Source organism: Streptomyces sp. NPDC096311, assembly GCF_044763085.1.
Classification (GTDB): Bacteria; Actinomycetota; Actinomycetes; order Streptomycetales; family Streptomycetaceae; genus Streptomyces.
On record NZ_JBIWFN010000015.1, the window covers coordinates 108,287 to 128,815 of the forward strand.

Sequence of the window (20,529 nt, forward strand, 5' to 3'; positions counted from 1 at the left end):
GGCGACGTGGTCAGCGAACACTTCCGCTGCCGTAGGGCGCGTACATGTCCAACAGCCGGGTCCTGGCCGACCGCAGCCGGCGGGCGACCGTGTCTCCCACCCACTGGCTCACGGCCATGCCCAGCGCCGGATCGGCCAGGCACATGGCGCGTACGACTTCGGCGTCGAACTCGTACGCGCGCACCGGACTCGTCGCCTCGGCACCCAGATGCCAGGTGTGCGGTCCGAACAGCCAGGACCAGCCGACGAGTTCGTTGTGCCCGACGGTCTCGATCACGACCGCGCGGCGGCCCGGCACGCGCATGTCGAGGGCCACCGTGCCGGTCCGGACGATCCAGAACCGGTCCGCTCGCCGTCCCTCCTCGAAGAGGCGGGTTCCCAGCGGGAACGACACCTCCCGGGCGCTGTGCATCAGTCGTTCGCCGTGCTCGGCGGGCAACGCCCGCAGCATGCTGGAAGCGGTGGAAGCGTTCATGATCGTTTCCTCTTCCTCGAGCTCCTCTTCCAGGAGCGCGACCAGGCCACCTCCAATCTCTTTCCCGGGCCCCGCTTCCACCATGGGCCGAAGGGCCCCTCGGCAGGGCCTGCCCGGCCCCTGCGCCCGGGTCGGCCCGGTACCAGACTTGAGGGGAGAAGGGGAATCCACCGGCATGCGCGCAGGAAGGTGCGGACCATGCTTCGACACGTCGCCGCGGGGATCGACGGTTCTCCCGAAGGCCTGGCCGCCGCGCACTGGGCGGCCAGAGAAGCCCTGCGCCGAGGAACGGCGCTGCGCCTGGTGCACGCCTGGGAGTGGCAGCCGCGGCCGGCCCCGACCGTGCCCGCGGACGTGTCGCAGCGGTCCTGGGCCGAGGACATGCTGGCGCAGGCGTCGGACAGCATGCGTGCCGCGCACGGCGGCCTGCAGATCATCACCCACTCGGTCGCCGACGCACCGGTCGAAGCCCTGCTCGCGGCGGCCGCGGAGGCAGATCTGCTGGTCCTCGGCTCCCACGGGATCAGCGGCGTCGCGGGCTTCCTGACCGGGTCGGTGTCCCAGCGGGTGGTCGCAAGGTCACCGCGTCCCGTGGTGCTGGTGCGGGCGGGGGAGTGCACCGCCGACGAGCACTTCTCGGCGGTGGACGGAATCTCCCCCGACGAGATACCCGAGACCCCGTACCGCGATGTCGTGCTCGGCCTCGACACGGACCGGCCCTGCGACGAACTGATCGGGTTCGCCTTCGACGCCGCCCGACGCCGTGCCGCCCCGCTCCGCGTGGTCCATGTCTTCAGTGGTCCGTCCCCCTACGCGGCGATCGACAGGCTCGCCCCCGAGAACGACCCCGGGCTGCGCGCCGAGCACGAGCGTGCCGTGGTCGTGACGCTTCGCCCCTGGCGCGAGAAGTTCCCCGCGGTCGCCGTGACCGAGACCGTCACCGAGGGGCGCGCGGCCGGCGAGCTGATCCACGCCTCGGCCGGCGCGGCCCTCCTCGTGGTGGGACGCCGGGTGCGCGAGACCCGGCTCGGCACCCACCTCGGCCCCGTCGCGCACGCCGTACTGCATCACGTTCCCTGCCCCGTCGCCGTGGTCCCGCACGCCTGAACAGCCCCGGAGGACGAGTGAGAGATGACCGGGCGAGCTGTGTCTCACGTGGTCTTGCGTCGCCACTGCGGTCCGGCCTGGTCCCATTCACGACCCCACTGGTCGTAGCGCCGCTGGTCGAGCCGCCACCGTGCGACGCGCCCGGCGGCGAAGGCCAGGCCGCCGAAGGCGACCCCGGCCGCGGCGCCGAGCGAGGCTGCCTCGACGTCAGCTGCCGAGGCGGTCGGCGGCTGCGTGGTGGGCTGCTCCTTGCTGTTCAGCCAGACGACGACCTTCGATCCGACCCGGTGGCCGTAGTCCACCAGGGCCTTGCCGGTATGGGTCGAGCCGTCCGCCGCCGTCCAGCGGACCGTCGCCCGGACGCGGTCGTAGGGCGTATCCGCCCCGATCCCCACCGTCCGGGCCGTGCTCGAGACGAGGACGGCCTGCACCGCGTGCCGCTCGTGCCGAAGCCGCGCGAAGGACGCGTCGGCGGCATGAGCCGTCAGCAGCCCGGTCAGGGTGCCGCCGATCGCGATGACCAGCCACACGGCCAGCACGAGCCAGGCCTCGACGACGTCGTCGTGCCGGCGCAGGGGGTTGTTCCGCCAGCGCCACAGCAGCTGCCTCATACGCTCGGTTCTGCGCATCCGACCGCACCTCCTCGTCGTCATGGACTGGACGGTCGCGTCGGGGAATGCGCGGCGGCAGAGGCCGAGCGGGCGCCGTCGCGGCCCCGCCCGGTCCCGCGATGGGGACCGACCGGCCCAAGCGGACAGCGACGGTCACGTTCAGGCTGGACATACGAGGTCGATCCATGCGCGAACAGGCCGTCGAGCGGCGTACCACCATCGTCGGAGTCGACGACTTCGACGGCAAGCGCTGGTGGCGCGGCAAGGGGCGCCCGCTCGCCGTAGTGCCCCGCGACCGGCATCCGCAAGAGCCAGGAAGGGATCGTCATGAAAGCACTCGTGTTCCACGGTTCCGGAGAGTCCGCGTGGGAGAAGGTCACGGACCCCGGAATCCAGGATGCCACCGACGCGATCGTCCGCGTCGACGCCGTCACGATCTGCGGGACCGACCTGCACATCCTCAAGGGTGACGTACCGGAGGTGCGCCCCGGCACGGTACTCGGACACGAAGCCGTCGGGGAGATCGTCGACGCGGGCGGCGACGTCCGTACGGTCCGCCCAGGTGACCGTGTCCTGGTCTCGTGCATCACGGCGTGCGGCCGCTGCCGCTACTGCCGGGAAGGCATGTACGGGCAGTGCCGCGGTGGCGGGGGATGGATCCTCGGCCACTTGATCGACGGCACACAGGCCGAGTACGTCCGCGTACCGCATGCGGACCTGTCGACGTATCTGCTGCCGGGCGCGGTGGACAGCAAGGACGCCGTGCTGCTGGCCGACATCTTCCCCACCGCCTACGAGGTGGGCGTGCTGAACGGGCGGGTACGGCCCGCGGACACGCTCGTCGTGGTCGGAGCGGGGCCGATCGGGCTCGCCGCGATCGCCACGGCCCGGCTGTACAGCCCGGGGAAGATCATCGCCGTGGACCTGGTCCCGGCCCGGCTGGACGCCGCCAAGCGCCTCGGCGCCGACGCGGTGGCCGCGGCGGGGGAGGAGGCGGAGCAGTTGGTCGCCGACCTCACCGAGGGCCTGGGTGCCGATGTGGTCATCGAGGCGGTGGGGGTGCCCGCGAGCTTCGAGGCGTGTACGCGCATGGTGCGGCCCGGCGGGCACGTGGCCAACGTCGGCGTGCACGGCAAGCCCGTGACACTCCACCTCGAAGACCTGTGGAGCAAGAACGTGACGATCACCACCGGCCTGGTCGACACGTACTCCACGCCCACCCTGCTGCGCATGACGGCCGCCGGGCAACTGCCCACGTCGTCACTGGTCACCCACGCCTTCCCGTTGGACGCGATGGAGGAGGCGTACGACGTCTTCTCGCGGGCCGCCGACACAGGCGCGCTCAAGGTCGTCCTCGGCGCACCGCAGCACGACGCCCTGACGGTCAGGACGCCCTGACAGGAGGAAGTGACGGCCATGAGTGAACAGACATCCCCGAACGCCGTGTCGGCCACCGCGGACAGCGCGGACAGCGCGCGGGGCGACATCGGTCGCCGTATCGCCCGACGGCGTGAAGAACTCGGCCTGACCCGGGAGGAGACCGCCTACAGGGCGGGCACGGCTCCCGGCTACGTCCGGTACCTGGAGGAACAGTCCACCGCCACTCCGGGCCCAGGAGTTCTCATCAGGCTCGCCGACGTCCTCGAGACGAGCGTCGCGGCCCTGCGCGGTGGTGAGGCGGACCTGCCACCCGGGACCGGCCGAGCCGCCCACCACGCGCGGCTGATCGAATTGAGCGCGGAGGAGTGCTGGGCGCGGCTGTCGACACACGGCGTGGGAAGACTGGCGACAGAGACCGCCGAAGGGCCGCAGATCGTCCCCCTGAACTACAGCGTCGTCGACGGTGCGATCGCTTTCCGGACGGCACCGGGTACGACTTCCGCCCAGGCCGTCGGGACCGACGTGGCCTTCGAGGTGGACCACATCGACGAAGCGCTCAGCCAGGGCTGGAGCGTTCTCGTGCGGGGCCGCGCGAGGGCCGTGACGGACGCCGACGCGGCGCGCCGGCTGGAGGAACGCGCGTACAGCGATCCGTGGGCGGGCGGCGAGCGGTCCCTGTGGGTGAGCGTCGATCCGGTCGACATCACCGGGCGCCGGATCGATGTGCCCTGACCGCCGGAGTCGAGGGGCGTCGCTCTTGAGCCGTCCCGTGCCGGTGGGCCCTCTTCCCGGCGCCCGTCGCCCCACACGCTGAGACGCGTACCGCTGTACCCCGTGAAGGTTGGACCCGGCGATGAACGCCAACGACGGCTTCCGTGAACTCGACCGCGAGGAATGCCTGCGTCTGCTGGAGCGGGCACCGATCGGTCGGGTCGTGCACACGCGCCACGCGCTGCCCGCGGTGCTGCCGGTCAACTTCTGCCTGGACGTCGACTCCGCGGTACTGATGCGTACGTCCGCCGACTCGGAACTGGCCGCCGCGGTCGACGGCGTGGTGATCGCCTTCGAAGCGGACGAGGTGGATGCGACGGCGCCCTCCGGCTGGAGTGTCGTGGTCACCGGCCGTGCGACGGTGGTGACCGATCCCGTGGAGCAGGGCCGGCTGGCCCGGACCGGTCCGCGCTCATGGGTGGCCTCACCCAAGGAGGTCTTCATCCGCATCGAGCCCGAGTTGGTGACCGGCCGTCAACTCGTCGCAGGGCTCGCCGCGTACTGAGAGGCCGGCCGGCGTGTGTTCCGGCACCGCGAGCTCGGTGTGGCTCGCCGCCGACGACGAGTTCGGCCCCGGACGCCTCGCCCAGTCGGTGCGCAGGGTCAGCATTTCGCTCGGGTGGCTCCTGTCGGAGACGGCACAACGCCGCGTCTCATTTCCGCGAGCTCGCGCACCGAGCCCTCACGCCACTGACCGGATCGTTCCGGTGCCGGCCTGGATCAGGCCTGCGGATCCGGTATCCGGCCAGGTCAGAATGGGAGGCATGAACCGAGCGCTGATCGTGATCGATGTCCAGGAATCCTTCCGAGCCCGCGCGCTGTGGGAGCAGATCGCCAATCCGAAGATCGCGGAACCGGTCAACCGTCTGGTGCGACTCGCCCGCGCCAACGGCGACCTGGTCGTCTGGGTCCTCCACACGGAGCCCGGCAGCGGCGGCGTCTTCGACCCGGCTGAGGGGCACGTCCGCCTGCTGGACGAACTGGAGCAGCCGCAGTCCGGTGAGCCAGTCCTGTACAAGACCTCCCACAACGCCTTCACCACCACCCATCTGCAACAACTGCTCACCGAGGCGGGCGTGCGCGAGCTGACGGTCTGCGGCATCCGTACCGAGCAGTGCGTGGAAACCACCACCCGGGTGGGAAGCGACCTCGGATACCGGATGGTCTTCGTCACCGACGCCACGACCACCAATCCGATCGGTGACCTGAGCGCCGACGCGATCATCGAGCGCACGGAGGCCGTCCTGCGCGACCGGTTCGCCCGGATCTCCACGGTGGCCGAACGGGAGGCGGAGCTGGGAGCATCCCAGGCGTGAGCCATGTCGTCTTCGTCCTCGTACCCGGCGTCCACCTGCTCGACCTCGCCGGACCGGCCCAGGTCTTCAGCATGGCGGGGGACTTCGGACAGCCCTACCGGCTGAGCTACGTCGCCGACCAGGAACAGGTGTGCAGCGCCCAGGGACTGCCGTTGGCCGCCCACACCCAGTGGCCGGAGCTGAGCGCCGACGACCTGGTGGTGGTGCCGGGGTGGAGGGCGTCCACACTGCGCGGCGGCCCCGAGCTGGGCCCGTCCGTGCTGGAGCGGCTGCGCGCCCACCACACCGCCGGGGGCGCTGTCGCCAGCGTGTGTGCCGGGGCCGAGGCCCTCGGCCGCGCTGGGCTGCTGGACGGGCGCAGGTGCACCACGCACCACCACCTCCAGGACGAGCTGGCGGCCCGCCACCCCCGGGCGATCGTGGTGCGGGATGTGCTGTTCACCACCGACGACCGCGTGGTGACGTCGGCCGGCATCGCCAGCGGCATCGACCTGGCGCTGCATCTGCTGGCCGTCCGCCACGGTCCCGCACTCGCCGCCCAGGTGGCGCGGGACATGGTCGTCTACGCCCGCCGCAACGGCCACGAGCCGCAGGCCAGCGCCATGCTCCGGCACCGGTCCCACCTCGACGACGCCGTCCATCGCGCTCAGGACCTCATCGACGCGCGATTCGCCGAACCACTGCCGCTCGCCTACGTGGCCGCCAGCGTCGGCGTCAGCGAACGCACGCTGACCCGGATGTTTCACCGTGCCACGGGCGGCCTGACGCCGCTGCGCTACCAGCAGACCCTGAGAGTGGAACGCGCGGAGCACCTGATCGGCCACGGCACGACGGTGGATGCCGCGGCCCGCGAGGTGGGCTTCCAGGACGTTCGGATGCTCCGCCGGCTGCGTTCCCGCGCGCCTTCCGAGGCGACGAGGTGAGCCGTTCCGGCTTGGCACGGCCTCGCATGACCTAGGTGTATTGACCCGCAGGGTTGTTGACTCATGACGTTGTCGACGGCGGGGTGGTGGCGGTCGCCCGGTCGGAGTCGGATGGGGAGGGTTGCGTGCGGACCACGGCTTGATCGCCTCGCGGTCCGAACAGGTGCAGGATTTCGACGGCGCTGGTGTTCGCCGGACCGAACCAGTGCGGTTCTCTGGTGTCGAACTCGGCCACTTCGCCCGGGTGGAGTGTGCAGTCCCGCTCTCCGAGGATGAGGCGCAGTTCGCCCGCGAGGACGTAGAGCCACTCATAACCGTCATGGGTCACCAACACCGGCTCGCGGGGAGCCAGTACCTGCTTGAACACCTGCACCCGACCCGGGTACTGCGTCAGAGGCACAAGGACGCTGCCGTGACCCTTGCGCAAGGGCTTGAGATGCACCCGAGGATCACCGGTGGCCGGCGCGGCCACCAGCTGGTCGAGTGCGACGCGGTGCGTACGCGCGAGCGGGATGAGCAAGTCCAGAGTCGGGCGCCGCTTGCCCGACTCGAGACGCGACAGCGTGCTCACCGACATTCCGGTCGTCGCCGCGAGCGCCTCCAGCGTGAGCCCGCGGTCCCGGCGCAGCGTGCGCAGCCGGGGGCCTATGCCGTCGATGATCTGTTCCAGCTCCGCGTCCATGGGGTCCAGTTTGCAGCCTTCGCAAATTTGATGGGCGGCGGGTGCGGTCCGGCCTGAGCCTTGCCGGACAGCCCCTTCCGGACGTGAGAGGTACCAGGTGACCGCGACCACCCATCCCCTTCAGCCACTTGACCCCGTTCAGCCCGTTCTGAGCGCACGCAGGCGCTGGACGGTGCTGGCCGTCTGCTGCCTGAGCATGTTCCTGGTGGGCCTGGACACCACCATCGTCAATGTCGGACTGCCGGCGATCGGGCACGGCCTGGGCATCGGGACCCGCAGCCTCGAATGGACCGTGGACGCGTACACGCTGGTCCTGGCCAGTCTCCTGATCTCCTCCGGCGCGCTGGCGGACCGGTTCGGACGCCGACGGGTGTTCCAGATCGGCCTGGTCGTGTTCGGCGCGGCGTCGCTGGTCTGCGCGATCGCCCCTTCGGTGGGCGTGCTGATCGCGGCCCGAGCCGTCCAGGGAATCGGCGCCTCGATGCTCAGCCCCGTGGCTCTCGCGATCGTGGTCAACGCGATGCCCGACCCGAGGGAGCGTGCACAGGCGATCGGCGTCTGGGCGTCGGTCTTCGGACTCAGCATGGCCGCCGGCCCTGTCACGGGCGGCGCCCTCATCGCGGGTTTCGGATGGCGGTCGGTGTTCTGGATCAACGCGCCGGTCATCGTGGCCGCCCTCGTGCTCAGCGCGCTGTTCGTGCCGGAGTCCCGGGCACCGCGAGCACAGCGGCTCGACCTCCCGGGGCAGGGCCTGCTGACCGTCGTCATCGGCGTCTCGGTCGGCGTCCTCATCGAAGGACCGCGCATCGGTTGGGCGTCGGTTCCCGCGCTGGCCGCGTACGCGATCGCCGTCGTGGCGGCAGTCGGATTCGTGTCGGTCGAATCCCGAAGGAGCGAACCGCTCATGGATCTACGGCTCTACCGGCATCCGGTCTTCAGCAGTGCCGTGCTGGGCGCGGTGGCGGTCTTCGTCGCCCTGAACGTGACGCTCCTGCTCAACACCCTCTACCTGCAACACGCCCGAGGATGGACACCACTGGCCGCCGGGGTGGCGACCTTGCCCATGGCTGTCGGAGCGACCGTCTGCGCACCGCTGTCCGGCCGCCTGGTCGGTCGTACCGGACCGCGGTTGCCGCTTGTCCTGGCCGGCGGTTTCATCACGGTGGGCGGACTCTGCCTGGTCGGGCTCGACCAGCACACGAGCGTGCTCCTGCTCTTGGCGGCCTACTTGCTCATCGGCGTCGGGTTCGGCTTCGCCAACGCGCCGATCACCAACACCGCGGTGAGCGGACTGCCTTCCGCCCGTGCCGGCGTGGCCGGAGCGATCACATCCACCGCACGCCAGCTCGGCTCCGCGCTCGGCATAGCCATCGCCGGCGGCCTGGTCGCGGGCACCGCCCCGGCGGGACTCGCCCACGCGTCCCGTCCGGGCTGGATCCTGGTCGCCGCCTGCGGACTGTTCCTGCTCCTCGTGGCCCACGCGGCACGGCCGAAGAGCGGCACGAGTCGCCCCACCTCCCCGCAATCACGGTGAGCCGACTGAACCAATATCTGTGCCCGTGAAGTGAGAAAATGACGGAAGGTGCAGCGAGTTTTCCTGCATCGACCGTATCGGCAGGTGGCGTGGGGTATTTATCGCACACGATCGATCGCAACGTGCTACTGTAGATCTCAGTTGCAGTTGTGGTTCCCGAAATCTTGCAAGTGCCCTCACCGGCTTCATCTGCTGGTGGCGCCCTTTTTCGGCTCCGGCGAATTTTCCGGCGGGATAATCATCGCGGCGACGCGGGGTGCGCATAGTGCGAGACTCCGAACACCGTCCCGAAGGAGATTTGACATGGCTGCCGGTACCGTGAAGTGGTTCAACGCGGAAAAGGGCTTCGGCTTCATCGAGCAGGACGGCGGTGGCGCGGACGTCTTCGCCCACTACTCGAACATCGCCGCCCAGGGCTTCCGTGAGCTGTCGGAGGGCCAGAAGGTGACCTTCGACATCGCGCAGGGTCAGAAGGGCCCGACGGCTGAGAACATCGTTCCCGCCTGACGCTGACACGTACTTCGCAGCTGGGGCCCGCACCTTGGGGTGCGGACCCCAGCTCGCCGCTTTCCGGGGCGCAGCCGCTCAGCCAGGACCGTGGTGATGTCACCCACGGCATGATGCAGGGGCGCCGCGGCCCCGCCCCTGGGGGTAGGCTCCACCGAATCCCCCGGGGATGCTCGACCCCGACGCTCCGGGTGTGAATCCGCCAAGACCTCACTCGCGGAATGCCCGATCTCACTGTCGAGACCGCGCCGCTCTCTTCGTCGGCGTATTCCGAGAGCATTACCTGCCGATCCGACTGATCCGAACGATCTGACCGATCCGATCTGACCGACCGATTCGGCTCCGCATCATTTTCGGCTCGTTCTTGCGATTCTCTGCGCTGTTCATTCGCTGCGGGAATTCCTTGATACGCGCCACATCAAGGAAGGTTCCACATGAACCGCACGCGTACAAATGATCGTTTTGCCCGTACCCGAACCCGCGCCGGAAATTCAGGTTCCCAAAGGGGCGGCAGCCGCTTCGGATCCGGGTCCTCCAGCCGCTCCGGTGCTCCCAGCCGTGCGAAGGGTTACGGACGTCAACAGGCCATGCCGCAAGGTGAGTTCGCGCTGCCGACGACGATCACCCCCGCGCTGCCCGCCGTCGAGGCGTTCGCCGATCTCGCCCTGCCGACGCCGTTGCTGGCCGAGCTCGGCCGCGCAGGCGTGACCGTACCGTTCCCGATCCAGGCGGCGACCCTGCCGAACTCCGTCGCGGGCCGTGACGTACTCGGCCGTGGCCGCACCGGCTCCGGCAAGACCCTCGCCTTCGGTCTCGCCCTGCTGGCCCGTACGGCCGGTCGGCGCGCCGAGCCGCGGCTGCCGCTGGCCCTGGTCCTCGTACCCACCCGAGAGCTGGCCCAGCAGGTCACCGACGCTCTCATTCCGTACGCCCGTTCCGTGCGACTGCGTCTGGCCACGGTGGTCGGTGGGATGCCGATCGGCAGGCAGGCCAGTGCGCTGCGCGGCGGGGCCGAGGTCGTCGTGGCGACGCCGGGCCGGCTCAAGGACCTCATCGACCGCGGCGAATGCAGTCTGGACCAGGTCGCCATCACCGTCCTCGACGAGGCCGACCAGATGGCCGACATGGGCTTCATGCCCCAGGTCACCGCGCTGCTCGACCAGGTGCGTCCCGAGGGGCAGCGGATGCTGTTCTCGGCCACCTTGGACCGCAACGTCGACCTCCTGGTCCGCCGCTACCTGACCGACCCGGTGGTCCACTCCGTCGACCCGTCCGCGGGCGCGGTCACCACCATGGAGCACCACGTACTGCACGTGCACGGCGCGGACAAGCAGCGGACGACCACCGAGATCGCGGCACGCGAGGGCCGGGTGATCATGTTCCTGGACACCAAGCACGCGGTGGACCGGCTGACCGAGCACCTGCTGAACAGCGGCGTCCGTGCCGCGGCCCTGCACGGAGGCAAGTCCCAGCCGCAGCGCACACGGACCCTGGCCCAGTTCAAGACCGGGCATGTGACGGTGCTGGTGGCGACCAATGTCGCGGCGCGCGGGATCCACGTCGACAACCTCGACCTGGTCGTGAACGTGGACCCGCCCAGCGACCCCAAGGACTATCTGCACCGGGGCGGCCGCACGGCCCGCGCCGGCGAGTCCGGCAGCGTCGTCACCCTGGTGACGCCTCAGCAGCGACGCGACATGAGCCGACTGATGACTGCCGCCGGCATCACTCCCCAGACCACCCAAGTGCGCTCGGGTGAAGCCGAGTTGAGCCGCATCACCGGTGCCCAGGCCCCCTCGGGGATCGCGGTCACCATCACCGCGCCGGTCGTGGAGCGTCCTCGGCGCGGCTCCTCTTCCCCGTCCCGGGGCCGGCGCGGCCGTACCGGCCAGGGACGATCCACCGGCGAGGGCCGATCCACCGGCGAGGCGGCACGCCGTACGCCGCGGCGGTCGTCCGCGGTCACAGCGGCGGCCTAGAACCTTCGTGATCGGAAATCCCACCCCCCATCCAGGAGGACCCCTTTGACGCTGGCTCAGACGCAGCAACGCCTGGTCGGTTCCGTTCCCACGACCGTGTGCGACGCCCTGGACACATCCGGACCGAGGGTCGGTGACGACATGACCGTCGAGGTGGCCCTCTTCCTCATGGCCAGTGCCCGGGTCGAGTACCTGCTCCTTTGCGACCAGGACGAACACTGCACCGGCTCGGTCACGCGGGCCCAACTCGCCGCGGTCCGTGACAGCCCCGCCTATACGGACCGGATCCGCGTACGGGACGTCCTCGCCGCCGGCGGACCGCACGGCCGCGGCCCGGGTGCCCTCGCCCTCACCGTCTCCCTCTGATCCGGCTCACCGTTCGGCATCAACCCCGTTCATCCCTCTCCCTTCTCCCTTCCCTGCGAGGCATCATGCGCTGCGTCATCGCCCGGTTCCCCTTCGACCTCACCAAGAGCGGGGTACTTGCCTCCATGAAGGGCGTCAAGCCGGAGCCCATCACGGGGGAGTCCGTGCTCATCGGTCGCCGCCACTACCCCGCCAAGCAAGTGGGCGTGGTCATCACCCGGCAGGACCCCCGTGACTTCACCAGCGGGGAAGTCACCCGGGCCATGACGCGCCTCGGCTTCACCCGCCGCGGCACCCATGAGCCCACCCGTGAGTCCGCGACCGCCGTCCAGGCCCTTACGCCGTTGCAGACCGCGTCGGCGCTGCTCGGCAGCCCCGCGCCGCTGGGACGGTGAGAACCGGCGGAAGCTGACACCAGGACAGCGAGGGGGCCCTGCCGACGCGCGTCGGCAGGGCCCCCTCGCGTGTCACTGTCCGGCCGACGGCTCCCGGCCGACCGGCGCGGTCCGGGTGCGGTGCCTCACTGGTCGGAGTAGCTGAAGTCGCCCACCGTCCAGGCGCTGACATCCTTGATCGCGACGCGGTACATTCCGCCCGTCTCGGGAATTCCGACGCTGCCCTGCAGGATGCGGGCGAGGTGGAAGTGCAGATGTGTGGGGGCCCCGCCGGGTTCGGGCCGGCCCACTGTCCGGTCGGCGGAGAAGACGTCGGAGAAGGGGCCCAGACGGTCCGAGTCCTTCAGGACCTCCGACACGCGCTCCCTCCATACGCCTTCGGGAGCCAGCCGCCCGGTGATGACGGCACCGCCGACCACCACGGTCAATGACATCTGATTGCTCTGCTCGGACTCCACCAGGGCGCAGAGATCCACGAGCAGCTCGTCAGGGTTCGACATGAAAGCCGATTCTATTCGGTGCGCGATCCGGGCGCTGGAGTCGGCCGACGGCCGCGCCCCCACTGCCACCTGCCCATATGGCCCGCTCGGCGGAGAATGTCGATGTCCTGGGCAACCTAAAATCTATGTTTGACAGAGTAGACATTGGGCTGTTGCGTGATTAGTGTTTCTCTCGTAGTGCAGAAGTTCGCAGGTCGGGGTGGCTGAGGAGTCTCGAAGCCGAGCTGTCCGTAGGGCGGTGACGAGACCGCGGCCGCGCCACCTGGCAAGTGAGTTGATTTCAGCGGAGGTACGGAAGGAGCCGACGCCATCGGGATCACCCGGCCGACATCCACGAGGTCGGGTGCCGCAAGACCCCGGAATGGAAGGTGGTCCCCGGTCAAGCATCCGCGAACCCCGCATTCCCGCCCCCTCACAGGGGCCAGGTAGCGGAAACAAGAGGTCGGCAGAGCAGTAGTGCCGACAGATGGTGTTCAATTTCCTTCGGGGCCCTGGTGCCGTACGGCATCGGGGCCCCTCGACGCGTTGCACAAAGAGGTGAAATGACAGCAGATACTCCACTGAGTGGTCGCCTGGACGACGACGACTACCCCGCGTACACGATGGGCCGGGCCGCCGAGATGCTCGGGACGACTCCGGGCTTCCTCCGGGCCATCGGGGAAGCCCGCCTGATCACTCCGCTGCGCTCGGAGGGTGGGCACCGGAGGTACTCCCGCTACCAACTCCGGATCGCCGCCCGCGCCCGCGAGCTCGTCGACAGGGGGACCCCGGTCGAGGCCGCTTGCCGCATCGTCATCCTTGAGGACCAGCTCGAGGAAGCGCAGCGCATCAACGCCGAGTACCGTCGCGCCGCGAACGAGGTGTCCGACACTTCCAGTTCGGGCTGAGCGCGTACGGCCCCACCACGCACGCCCCACCGTGAGCGCCTCTACGGGGTCACGGTCGTGCTCCGTGGTGGGCGGCACAGCGCAATGGAGTTGACGCGGCGTGTGGAGGATCACCCGTATGGGGCATTTGCCTCGTCCGCGCCGGGGCGGCCAAGGAGCTACTGGTCGCTCCGGCCGTTTCGGTCGCTGGGGTCGGAGTGGAGGTTGGCCGCCAACCGGGTGATGCTCTGGACCGCGAGCTCGGTGCAGTTCGAGCGGGCGACGATCGCGGTGGTCTCCCCTTGCAGGCGGACGCTGCGCAGGTCGCGCTGGACCTGGCGCGAGAGCTGAACAAGTTCGTAAGTCGCCAGCAACGATTTCGGGGCGCCGTCGAGCACGGCGGCAGGTTTCCAGCCGAGGTTCCAGGCATCTTGGACGCTCGTGTTCAGGCCCTGTCCGCCGGTCGTGCCGAGCGGACGCCGCCGTGAGCAGTGGGTTCAGGAGCGGTCGAGGGGAGTCGGGCGGGTGAGTACCACGCCCAGCAGGGACGCCTGGGGGACGTAACCGAAGTGGCGGGAGTCCTGCGTGCGGGCGGCGTCGCCCCGGACGATCAGGGAACCGGGCGGCACCAGTCCGCCGTCCGGGGCCCCGACGGTCTCGCGTACGTCGGGCGGCACGGCATCGCCGGGCAGGGCGGAGACCCGCTTGACCAGCCAGGTGAGCGCGTCGCTGCCGTCGCCGAACGGGACGGGGTTGCGGAAGACCACCGCGTCGCCGCGCCGCACGCGCGTGGTGCGGCGGACCAGCAGCCGGTCGCCGTCCGCGAAGGCCGGGGTCATGCTCGACCCGGTGACCCTGATGAGGGTGAGGCGTGAACGCAGTACGCGTACGGACAGGAGCAGCATGCCCGCGCCCGCTGCCCACGCCACCGTCGTCCGCCCCGCACCCGTCATGTGGCAGCCTTCCGTTCCGGGCGGCTCATGTGGCCGCCTCCGTGGTCCTGCCCCGGTCGCCGCGCTCGGCGTAGCCAGCGGCTTGGAGGCCGAACAGCCGGGCGTAGTGCCCGCCGCCCAGGGCCATCAGCTCGTCGTGGGAGCCGAGTTCGGCGATCCGGCCGTCCACCAGCACGGCGATCGCGTCCGCCTCGCGCAGCGCGCCGAGCCGGTGTGAGACCAACAGCGCGGTCCGTCCCCTGCGGTGGCGACTGAGCGTGCGGTGCACCTCGTGCTCGGCCTCCGGGTCCAGGCCCGAGCTGGGTTCGTCCAGGATCAGCAGATCGGCGTCGCCGCGCATCAACGAGCGGGCCAGCGCCACCCGTTGCCACTGGCCGCCGGAAAGGGTGACCCCGGGGGTGCCGTCCTCCTCGTCGAGGTGGACCCGGCTGAGCTGGGTCTCGTACCCGTCGGGAAGGCCGCGCAGGGTCGCGTCGATGCCGGCGAGCCGCGCGCTGTCGCGGATGCGCTCCAGGTCCTCGCGGTACGGCAGGTCGCCGATGCCGATGTTCTCGGCCGCCGAGAGGTCGTACGTCATGTAGTCCTGGAACGTGACGCCGATCCGGCGGCGGAGCTCGGCCACGTCCATGGTCCGGATGTCGGTGCCGTTCCAGAGGATCGCGCCGCGTTCGGGGTCGTAGAACCGGCAGAGCAGCTTGATGAGGGTGCTCTTGCCGGCGCCGTTGCGGCCCACCAGGCCCATCGCGGTGCCCGCCGGGACGGTCAGGTTCACCCCGCACAGCACCCAGGGGCCGGAGGTGTCGTAGCGGAACCAGACGTCGCGCAGTTCGATTCGTCCGGTGAGGGCCGGTGCGGGGGCCTCGCCCCGGGGCAGGTCGTCGGGGGTGTCGAGCAGGTCGAGATAGTGGCCGAAGAGCCGTACGCCCTCCGCGGCCGATCCGGCCTGGAGCACGATCCCGGTGAACGCCCCCTGCACTCCCGCGGCGGCGGCGATGAACAGCGTCACATCACCGATCGTGAATCTGCCGTGGGCCGCGCCCGCGACCACCACGACCGTACCGAGCCCGGCGACCAGGGCGTTGAGCGCGGCGAAAGCCGACTGCACGAGTGCGCCACGCCGCGCCACCGCGAGTTCGGCCTCGGTGGCGTCGTTCAGTGCGCGGATCAGCCGGCCGTGCAGGAAGCCGCCGAGGCCGAACAGCCTGATCTCCTTGGCGGCGCGGGGGTCGGTCAGGAGCGAGCGGTAGAAGAGATGGCGGCGCAGCCGGGCGGAGGTCAGCTCCCAGACCACCACCTGGCGGCGGGCGAGCGACAGCCGGGCCAGCAGTGCGGCGGCGCCGACCAGGAACAAAAGGCCCACCATCGGGGGCCAGACGGCGAGCAGGGCGCCTGTGAAGCCGCTGAGCGCGGCCACCGATCGCACGGCCTCCTGGGTGAACATGGTGACGTTGTGCGGCGCGTCCTCCGAGGCCTGCTGGGCGAGCCGCAGCCGGTCGTGGAACGCGGGATCCTCGAACCGCCGCAGTCCCCGGAACTCGTCGACCTTGGCGAACAGGGTCCGTTCGACTTCGACGACAAGCCGTCTGCGCACCAACTCATCCAGATATGCGGCAAGTTGAAGAAGGACGGCGGAAAGGGCGCCCAGCGCGGCCGTGGCGACGCCGAGGCTGACGGCGTGCCGCGCGTCGGCGTGCGCACCGCGGCCGAGTTCGTCGAAGAGCAGCTTGGCGAGCCAGGCGGCGGCGGCCGGCGTCACGCCGACTCCCACGGTCACCCCGAACAGCAGGGAGGCGCCGACGGGTGTGGCGCGGAACTGGAGGGCGACCGCCGCCCACGCGGCGCGGGCCCGCAGCCGGTTCCCCGGAGGCGAAGCGGCCTCCGGGGAACCGGCAGGTGGGTCGGAGTGCGTCATCAGCAGGTGTTGCTGCGCTTGGTGCACACGCCGTTACAGGCGAATCGGTACTGGTGACCGCCCTTGCAGTAACAGAGCTGACCCACCTCGGGGACGCACGCCCCCGCGCGCTGCTCGTCGAGTACGAGCCGCAGCAGCCGGTCGCCCATCGTGCCGCTCATTCGCCTCATGACTACCTCCTGGTCGTGCGACGTGATGTGACGGGATGGGATGGGGCTGGGTCAGCAGGTGCCGGACTTCACACAGGGGCCGTTGCAGCTGAAGACGTACCGGACGTGGTTCGTGCACTTGCAGAAAGTGCCGTGCTCCGGGACACAGGCGCCGGCCCGGTCCTCCTTCAGCAGCATGCCCAGCAACTTGTCGCCCATCGTGCCGATCACACGGGTCATCACGGACCTCCCTCGTAGGGTGAAGACCGGACCAGGGGTAAGGTCCGGCCGGAGCAGAAGTTATGTTGCGATGCCAATTGAGCGCAAGAGTGCGGAAGTTGACTGATTGCTTCCAGTTTCGCCTGGGAAGATCTGGGTGAAAGTGGCCACTGTTGCTCATGTCGACTTGGGGCTACATTGCCTCTGGTCCAGTCGTCCCGGGAGGTGAGAGCTGCTCGTGGCCTATGCCCTGCTTGCCGTCAGACTCCTCGTCGGCATCGTGTTCGCGGCATCCGCGACCGGAAAACTACGAGGCGCCGCGGCCTTCCGCGGCTTCGAGGCATCCGCCCGTTCCATGGGCGTTCCGGCCCGCCTGAGCCGCCTCGCGGCGGTGGCCGTGGTCGTGGGGGAGTGCGCCGCGGTGGTGCTGCTCGCCCTGGGGCCCGGCGGCGCGCCCGGCTTCGTCCTGACCCTGCTGTTGCTCGCCGCGTTCACCACCGGAATCGTCCGTACGCTCCGCAGCGGAACCAAGGCGTCCTGCGCCTGCTTCGGCGCTTCCACCGCGCCGATCGGCCGCCGCCACCTGGTGCGGAACACCGTGCTGCTCGCCCTGGCCGCGTTCGGCCTGGCCGCCGCCCTCGCGGGGACACCGGCGCCGACCCAGGCGGCGGGCGTGCTGATCGCGGCGTTCGGCGCGCTGGTGGGCGCCCTGCTCGTGATCTTCACGGACGAGCTGGGCACGCTGTTCGACGACGGCGCCCCACGCACCTCGGGACGCGTCCGCGGATCAGCCCCGTAGGCGACCCGGGCAGGCGGCCCGGTAGGCGACAACCCTCCCGATGTCCTTCGGGTGGTTGATGTTCACGCACCACCGTGGCGGCCACCGCGACGCACCCGTCGCAGCCGCCGCCGCACCACGGCGCGCGGCACCCCGTGCGGCGTCGCGCCGCCGCATCCCGCGATCCGATGGGCGGACACCCCGCCCCACGATGACACGAGACCCCGGAGTCACCCATGCCCTTTCTGGTCACCGCCGTCGTCCTCATCGCCGTGCTCTGTCTGCTGAACCTGCTGCTCACCTTCGGCGTCATACGTAAACTCCGCGCTCAGGCCGACGAGAAGGCCGACCGGGTGGCGGACGGCCTGATCATCCCGGCCGGTTCCGCCGTGCCCGGCTTCTCCGCCGTCACCACCGCCGGTGAGCGGATCACCCGCGAGGGCCTCGGCGAGACCATGCTGGGCTTCTTCTCGCCCGACTGCCGGGCCTGTAAGGAGCGGCTGCCGCTCTTCGCGGAGCAGGCGCGCACCACGGCCCGCGCGACCGGTCGCAGCGTCCTCGCCGTCGTGCACGGCACCGACGACGAAGCCCGCGAGCAGGTGGCGGCGTTGTCCGAGGTCGCCCACGTCGTGGTCGAGCCGGGCGACGGGCCGCTCGGCGAGGCCTTCGACATCACCGGGTACCCGGTCTTCGGCCTGATCACCGTCGACGGCACCCTCAGCGCCACCGCCTTCGACCCCGGCCGCCTGCCGTCGCCCTCGAAAGCTGCGGTCTGACCCCGGGGACCGCCCCGGGTCAGGACGGACCGACGGGCCTCGCCGCGGTGACCAGGCTCGGCTGGAGCCGGCGGGCGGCGTCGAGGTGGTCGGCGGTCCAGATGATGCGGACGGCCGTGTCCGTCGCCTGCCCGTGCTCGTCGCTGAGGTCGCGGCGGAGGGATTCGACCAGCTGTTCCTCGGCCGCGGGGTTGCGCGGCAACGGATCCCGGACGGAGGCGTGGTGCCCGAGACCGGCGGCCAGATCCCGGTACCAGCCGGAGATCTGGCCGGCGGCGCTCAGCAGGACGAGGCCCGCTTCCGCCCGGTTCGGCTCGCTGCCCGGTTCGCCGTGGCGCCGCCACAGACCCAGGACCGCGTCCGCCGCGAGGCGCAGCCCCACGATGCCGGTCACCAGGGTGGTCATGTCGGCCAGGGGTACCTGTTTGGCACCGCGCTCGGCCAGATAGCTGCGGAACGCGTCGTCGAGCCTGCGCGCGGCCGCGGCTGCTTCGACGCCCTCCCGCAGCGCGACCTCGGCAGACGCGGGCGCGGGGGCGGTGCCGCAGTGGCCGATGGCGTACCGCACGGCGCCCGCCAGATACCGGGCGCTGTCCGTGTACGCCTCGGCGAGCGCCCGGTCGACGGCCGCCGCGGCGCCCCGAGGCCAGAAGAACAGGCCCACCAGTACGCTCACCGCGCAGCCGATGGCGATGTCCTGGATCCGCAGCAGCACGATGTGCCAGTCGGGGTCCTGGCCGATGTTGAACAGGATGACGAGGGTGATGGTGAAGGACGCCTGACCGGCGGCGAAGGAGATGGCGGCGGGGGCGATGCCGGCGAGGAACACGGCGAGGGGCAGCAGGAACCAGAGCGCCGTGCCGTGGTGGCCGATCAGTTGCAGCAGCCCGGTGCCGATGATCGAACCCGCGAGGGTGCCGCCCAGGGCGCGGACCGCGTTCTGCCCGGTGTTGAGGGCGTTCGAGCGCAGCACGGACAGGGTTCCCAGGAGCACCCAGAACGAGTGCTGGACGCTGGTCACGTTGGCGAGGCCGACCGCGATGCCGAGGCCGAGCGCTCCGCGCAGGCTGTTGTGCAGCCAGACGGACCCCGGCTGAAGGTGGGCGGCGGCTCGCTCACGCGCCGCCGCCAGCGGTCGGGTAACGGCGTCGGGCTCGCGGCCCAGCAGGCTTTCGAACCAGCTGCGGCGTTCGGCGGCGGCCGCCAGGGCCACGTTGTCCGCGATCTGCAGTGTCGCGAAACCCAGCTCCTGCGCGCGGAACGAAAGGTCCAGCGCTCCGATGACGGGGTGCACCTGCGAGGGTGTGCCCGCGCCGCCCTGGCGCACGGGCAGCCGGGTGGTGGCGTTGCGCTCCATGTCGGCCATGGCCTTGCGCAGCGTCTCCGAGGCTGCGTGCAGCTCGTCCGGTGAGTGGCGCGGGGCGTCGAGCAGCGCGGCCACCTCGTCGAGTACGGCCGCGGCGGCCCGGCGTACGGACCGGGCGTCGATGTCGCAGGCCGGTCGACCGTCGAGCGGGGGCGCGCTGTCGGCGAGGATGCTGCTGAGCCAGGTCAGTTCGTCGACCAGCCGGACGAGGGCGCGCGAGCTGGTGGACAGGCCGGTGGGGCGGTACGGGGTGGCGTCGAAGACGGTGCGCAGTTCGGCCGCCGCCGCGGCGGCCTCGACGGCTCTGGTACGGCACTGACCACTGCTCGGCGCGGCGGGCCCGCCCGCGAGGAGGGACGCGTCGGTACGCAGTTGCTCGGCGGCCGCACGGCAGACCCGGGCGGCGGGTGCGCTGAGGGGGTCCCCGCTGGGACGGGGCCACAGCAGGGTGACCGCGAGCATGGCGGCGGCTGCCGCGAGGCCCGCTCCCGCGAGCCGGGCGGGAAGCTCCGCGAACGGGACGGGCGAGGTCACCGGGAGGATGAAGGCCAGCAACAGTGCCGTCGAGGCGCCCGCGAGGACGGAGCTGACCACTCCGGAGAACAGCACCAGGAAACCGATGACGACCATGGCGGTGACCGCGAGCCAGGTCTTGTCGGCCACGAGCGTACCCAGACAGATCAGGACGGCCCAGGCCACCGCGAGGCCGAGATGGGCGCGTAGCCGCTGCACCATCGGACCGGTGAAATCCACGAACAGCAGCATCGAGAACGCACCGAACGCGGCGAACGTCGCCATCGTCGGTGACCCGATGACCTGGCTGCACAGGGCGAACAGCGTGGGCATGACGAGCGCCGTCCGCCCGGCACGCCGGGTCGCCGCCAGCTCGGGATCGCGGTCGCGCAGCCACGACGCGACCGACCCGGGACGGATTCGACTGGATGTCCGCACGTGTCCGGCCACC

At 70.6% G+C, this 20,529-nt stretch carries 23 protein-coding genes and 1 pseudogene; 14 read left to right on the plus strand and 10 right to left on the minus strand.

Going from position 1 to position 20,529, the window contains the following annotated elements:
• Nucleotides 1-10: 10 nt before the first annotated feature.
• Nucleotides 11-475 carry a Crp/Fnr family transcriptional regulator gene (locus ACIRA5_RS33925; protein ID WP_403697432.1) on the minus strand — a complete coding sequence of 155 codons (465 nt, stop codon included), beginning with the start codon at nt 473-475 and terminating at the stop codon, nt 11-13.
• Nucleotides 476-673: 198 nt separating this feature from the next.
• Between ACIRA5_RS33925 and ACIRA5_RS33930 the strand changes: the two genes are divergently transcribed.
• Nucleotides 674-1,582, plus strand: a complete 909-nt coding sequence (locus ACIRA5_RS33930) for a universal stress protein (protein ID WP_403697435.1) — start codon at nt 674-676, stop codon at nt 1,580-1,582.
• A 44-nt stretch (nt 1,583-1,626) separates the two neighbouring features.
• Here ACIRA5_RS33930 and ACIRA5_RS33935 read toward each other — a convergent pair whose 3' ends face one another.
• Nucleotides 1,627-2,211 (minus strand): hypothetical protein, encoded by a 585-nt coding sequence (locus ACIRA5_RS33935; protein ID WP_403697437.1) that lies wholly within the window; start codon nt 2,209-2,211, stop codon nt 1,627-1,629.
• 309 nt (nt 2,212-2,520) lie between these two features.
• Between ACIRA5_RS33935 and ACIRA5_RS33940 the strand changes: the two genes are divergently transcribed.
• From ACIRA5_RS33940 to ACIRA5_RS33960, 5 genes are all read left to right on the plus strand, one after another.
• Nucleotides 2,521-3,591: a zinc-dependent alcohol dehydrogenase family protein gene (locus ACIRA5_RS33940; protein ID WP_403697440.1), complete on the plus strand. Its 1,071-nt coding sequence runs from the start codon at nt 2,521-2,523 to the stop codon at nt 3,589-3,591.
• 18 nt (nt 3,592-3,609) lie between these two features.
• Entirely contained in the window at nt 3,610-4,305 is a 696-nt protein-coding gene (locus ACIRA5_RS33945; RefSeq protein WP_403697442.1) for a helix-turn-helix domain-containing protein, read from the plus strand.
• Nucleotides 4,306-4,426: 121 nt separating this feature from the next.
• Nucleotides 4,427-4,849, plus strand: a complete 423-nt coding sequence (locus ACIRA5_RS33950) for a pyridoxamine 5'-phosphate oxidase family protein (protein WP_403697445.1) — start codon at nt 4,427-4,429, stop codon at nt 4,847-4,849.
• Between the two features lie 259 nt (nt 4,850-5,108).
• A complete protein-coding gene (locus ACIRA5_RS33955) occupies nt 5,109-5,660 on the plus strand; it encodes a cysteine hydrolase family protein (protein ID WP_403697448.1) in 552 nt (183 codons plus the stop codon).
• The gene (locus tag ACIRA5_RS33960) at nt 5,657-6,583 is read left to right on the plus strand and encodes a GlxA family transcriptional regulator (protein WP_403697450.1); all 927 of its coding nucleotides are present in this window, start codon (nt 5,657-5,659) and stop codon (nt 6,581-6,583) included. Before ACIRA5_RS33955 ends, ACIRA5_RS33960 begins: the two co-directional genes overlap by 4 nt.
• A 61-nt stretch (nt 6,584-6,644) precedes the next feature.
• Here the strand turns inward: ACIRA5_RS33960 and ACIRA5_RS33965 are convergent, their stop codons facing one another.
• Nucleotides 6,645-7,265, minus strand: coding sequence for a helix-turn-helix domain-containing protein (locus ACIRA5_RS33965; protein WP_403697452.1), 621 nt, complete (start codon nt 7,263-7,265; stop codon nt 6,645-6,647).
• Between the two features lie 97 nt (nt 7,266-7,362).
• Here ACIRA5_RS33965 and ACIRA5_RS33970 point away from each other — a divergent pair, with 97 nt between their 5' ends.
• From ACIRA5_RS33970 to ACIRA5_RS33990, 5 genes are all read left to right on the plus strand, one after another.
• On the plus strand, nt 7,363-8,799 hold the full coding sequence (locus ACIRA5_RS33970) for an MFS transporter (protein WP_403697455.1): 1,437 nt from the start codon (nt 7,363-7,365) through the stop codon (nt 8,797-8,799).
• Between the two features lie 303 nt (nt 8,800-9,102).
• The gene (locus tag ACIRA5_RS33975; protein ID WP_030872951.1) at nt 9,103-9,306 is read left to right on the plus strand and encodes a cold-shock protein; all 204 of its coding nucleotides are present in this window, start codon (nt 9,103-9,105) and stop codon (nt 9,304-9,306) included.
• 434 nt (nt 9,307-9,740) lie between these two features.
• Nucleotides 9,741-11,285 carry a DEAD/DEAH box helicase gene (locus tag ACIRA5_RS33980; RefSeq protein ID WP_403697458.1) on the plus strand — a complete coding sequence of 515 codons (1,545 nt, stop codon included), beginning with the start codon at nt 9,741-9,743 and terminating at the stop codon, nt 11,283-11,285.
• A gap of 45 nt (nt 11,286-11,330) precedes the next feature.
• The gene (locus ACIRA5_RS33985; protein ID WP_403697461.1) at nt 11,331-11,651 is read left to right on the plus strand and encodes a CBS domain-containing protein; all 321 of its coding nucleotides are present in this window, start codon (nt 11,331-11,333) and stop codon (nt 11,649-11,651) included.
• Between the two features lie 65 nt (nt 11,652-11,716).
• Nucleotides 11,717-12,046 (plus strand): SCO5918 family protein, encoded by a 330-nt coding sequence (locus ACIRA5_RS33990; RefSeq protein WP_403697462.1) that lies wholly within the window; start codon nt 11,717-11,719, stop codon nt 12,044-12,046.
• A gap of 125 nt (nt 12,047-12,171) precedes the next feature.
• On the opposite strand, the gene ACIRA5_RS33995 is transcribed toward ACIRA5_RS33990, so the two are convergent.
• Complete coding sequence (locus ACIRA5_RS33995; RefSeq protein WP_054235795.1) at nt 12,172-12,546, minus strand: hypothetical protein; 375 nt, start codon at nt 12,544-12,546, stop codon at nt 12,172-12,174.
• Nucleotides 12,547-13,088: 542 nt separating this feature from the next.
• Here ACIRA5_RS33995 and ACIRA5_RS34000 point away from each other — a divergent pair.
• On the plus strand, nt 13,089-13,433 hold the full coding sequence (locus tag ACIRA5_RS34000) for a MerR family transcriptional regulator (protein ID WP_054235794.1): 345 nt from the start codon (nt 13,089-13,091) through the stop codon (nt 13,431-13,433).
• 158 nt (nt 13,434-13,591) lie between these two features.
• Here the strand turns inward: ACIRA5_RS34000 and ACIRA5_RS34005 are convergent.
• From ACIRA5_RS34005 to ACIRA5_RS34025, 5 genes and pseudogenes are all read right to left on the minus strand, one after another.
• Nucleotides 13,592-13,873: pseudogene (locus ACIRA5_RS34005) on the minus strand (FAD-dependent monooxygenase); the annotation flags it as partial.
• 36 nt (nt 13,874-13,909) lie between these two features.
• The gene (locus ACIRA5_RS34010; RefSeq protein WP_403697466.1) at nt 13,910-14,365 is read right to left on the minus strand and encodes a S26 family signal peptidase; all 456 of its coding nucleotides are present in this window, start codon (nt 14,363-14,365) and stop codon (nt 13,910-13,912) included.
• Between the two features lie 25 nt (nt 14,366-14,390).
• A complete protein-coding gene (locus ACIRA5_RS34015; protein ID WP_403697468.1) occupies nt 14,391-16,277 on the minus strand; it encodes an ABC transporter ATP-binding protein in 1,887 nt (628 codons plus the stop codon).
• Nucleotides 16,277-16,447, minus strand: coding sequence for a hypothetical protein (locus ACIRA5_RS34020; protein WP_403697471.1), 171 nt, complete (start codon nt 16,445-16,447; stop codon nt 16,277-16,279). The genes ACIRA5_RS34015 and ACIRA5_RS34020 overlap by 1 nt, the downstream gene beginning before the upstream one ends.
• A 51-nt stretch (nt 16,448-16,498) precedes the next feature.
• Complete coding sequence (locus ACIRA5_RS34025; protein ID WP_165853921.1) at nt 16,499-16,666, minus strand: hypothetical protein; 168 nt, start codon at nt 16,664-16,666, stop codon at nt 16,499-16,501.
• A 217-nt stretch (nt 16,667-16,883) separates the two neighbouring features.
• Here ACIRA5_RS34025 and ACIRA5_RS34030 point away from each other — a divergent pair, with 217 nt between their 5' ends.
• On the plus strand, nt 16,884-17,444 hold the full coding sequence (locus ACIRA5_RS34030) for a MauE/DoxX family redox-associated membrane protein (protein ID WP_403697473.1): 561 nt from the start codon (nt 16,884-16,886) through the stop codon (nt 17,442-17,444).
• Nucleotides 17,445-17,659: 215 nt separating this feature from the next.
• Nucleotides 17,660-18,199, plus strand: coding sequence for a hypothetical protein (locus ACIRA5_RS34035; protein WP_403697476.1), 540 nt, complete (start codon nt 17,660-17,662; stop codon nt 18,197-18,199).
• A 19-nt stretch (nt 18,200-18,218) separates the two neighbouring features.
• Here the strand turns inward: ACIRA5_RS34035 and ACIRA5_RS34040 are convergent, their stop codons facing one another.
• Nucleotides 18,219-20,516: an FUSC family protein gene (locus ACIRA5_RS34040; RefSeq protein WP_403697478.1), complete on the minus strand. Its 2,298-nt coding sequence runs from the start codon at nt 20,514-20,516 to the stop codon at nt 18,219-18,221.
• Nucleotides 20,517-20,529 lie beyond the last annotated feature (13 nt).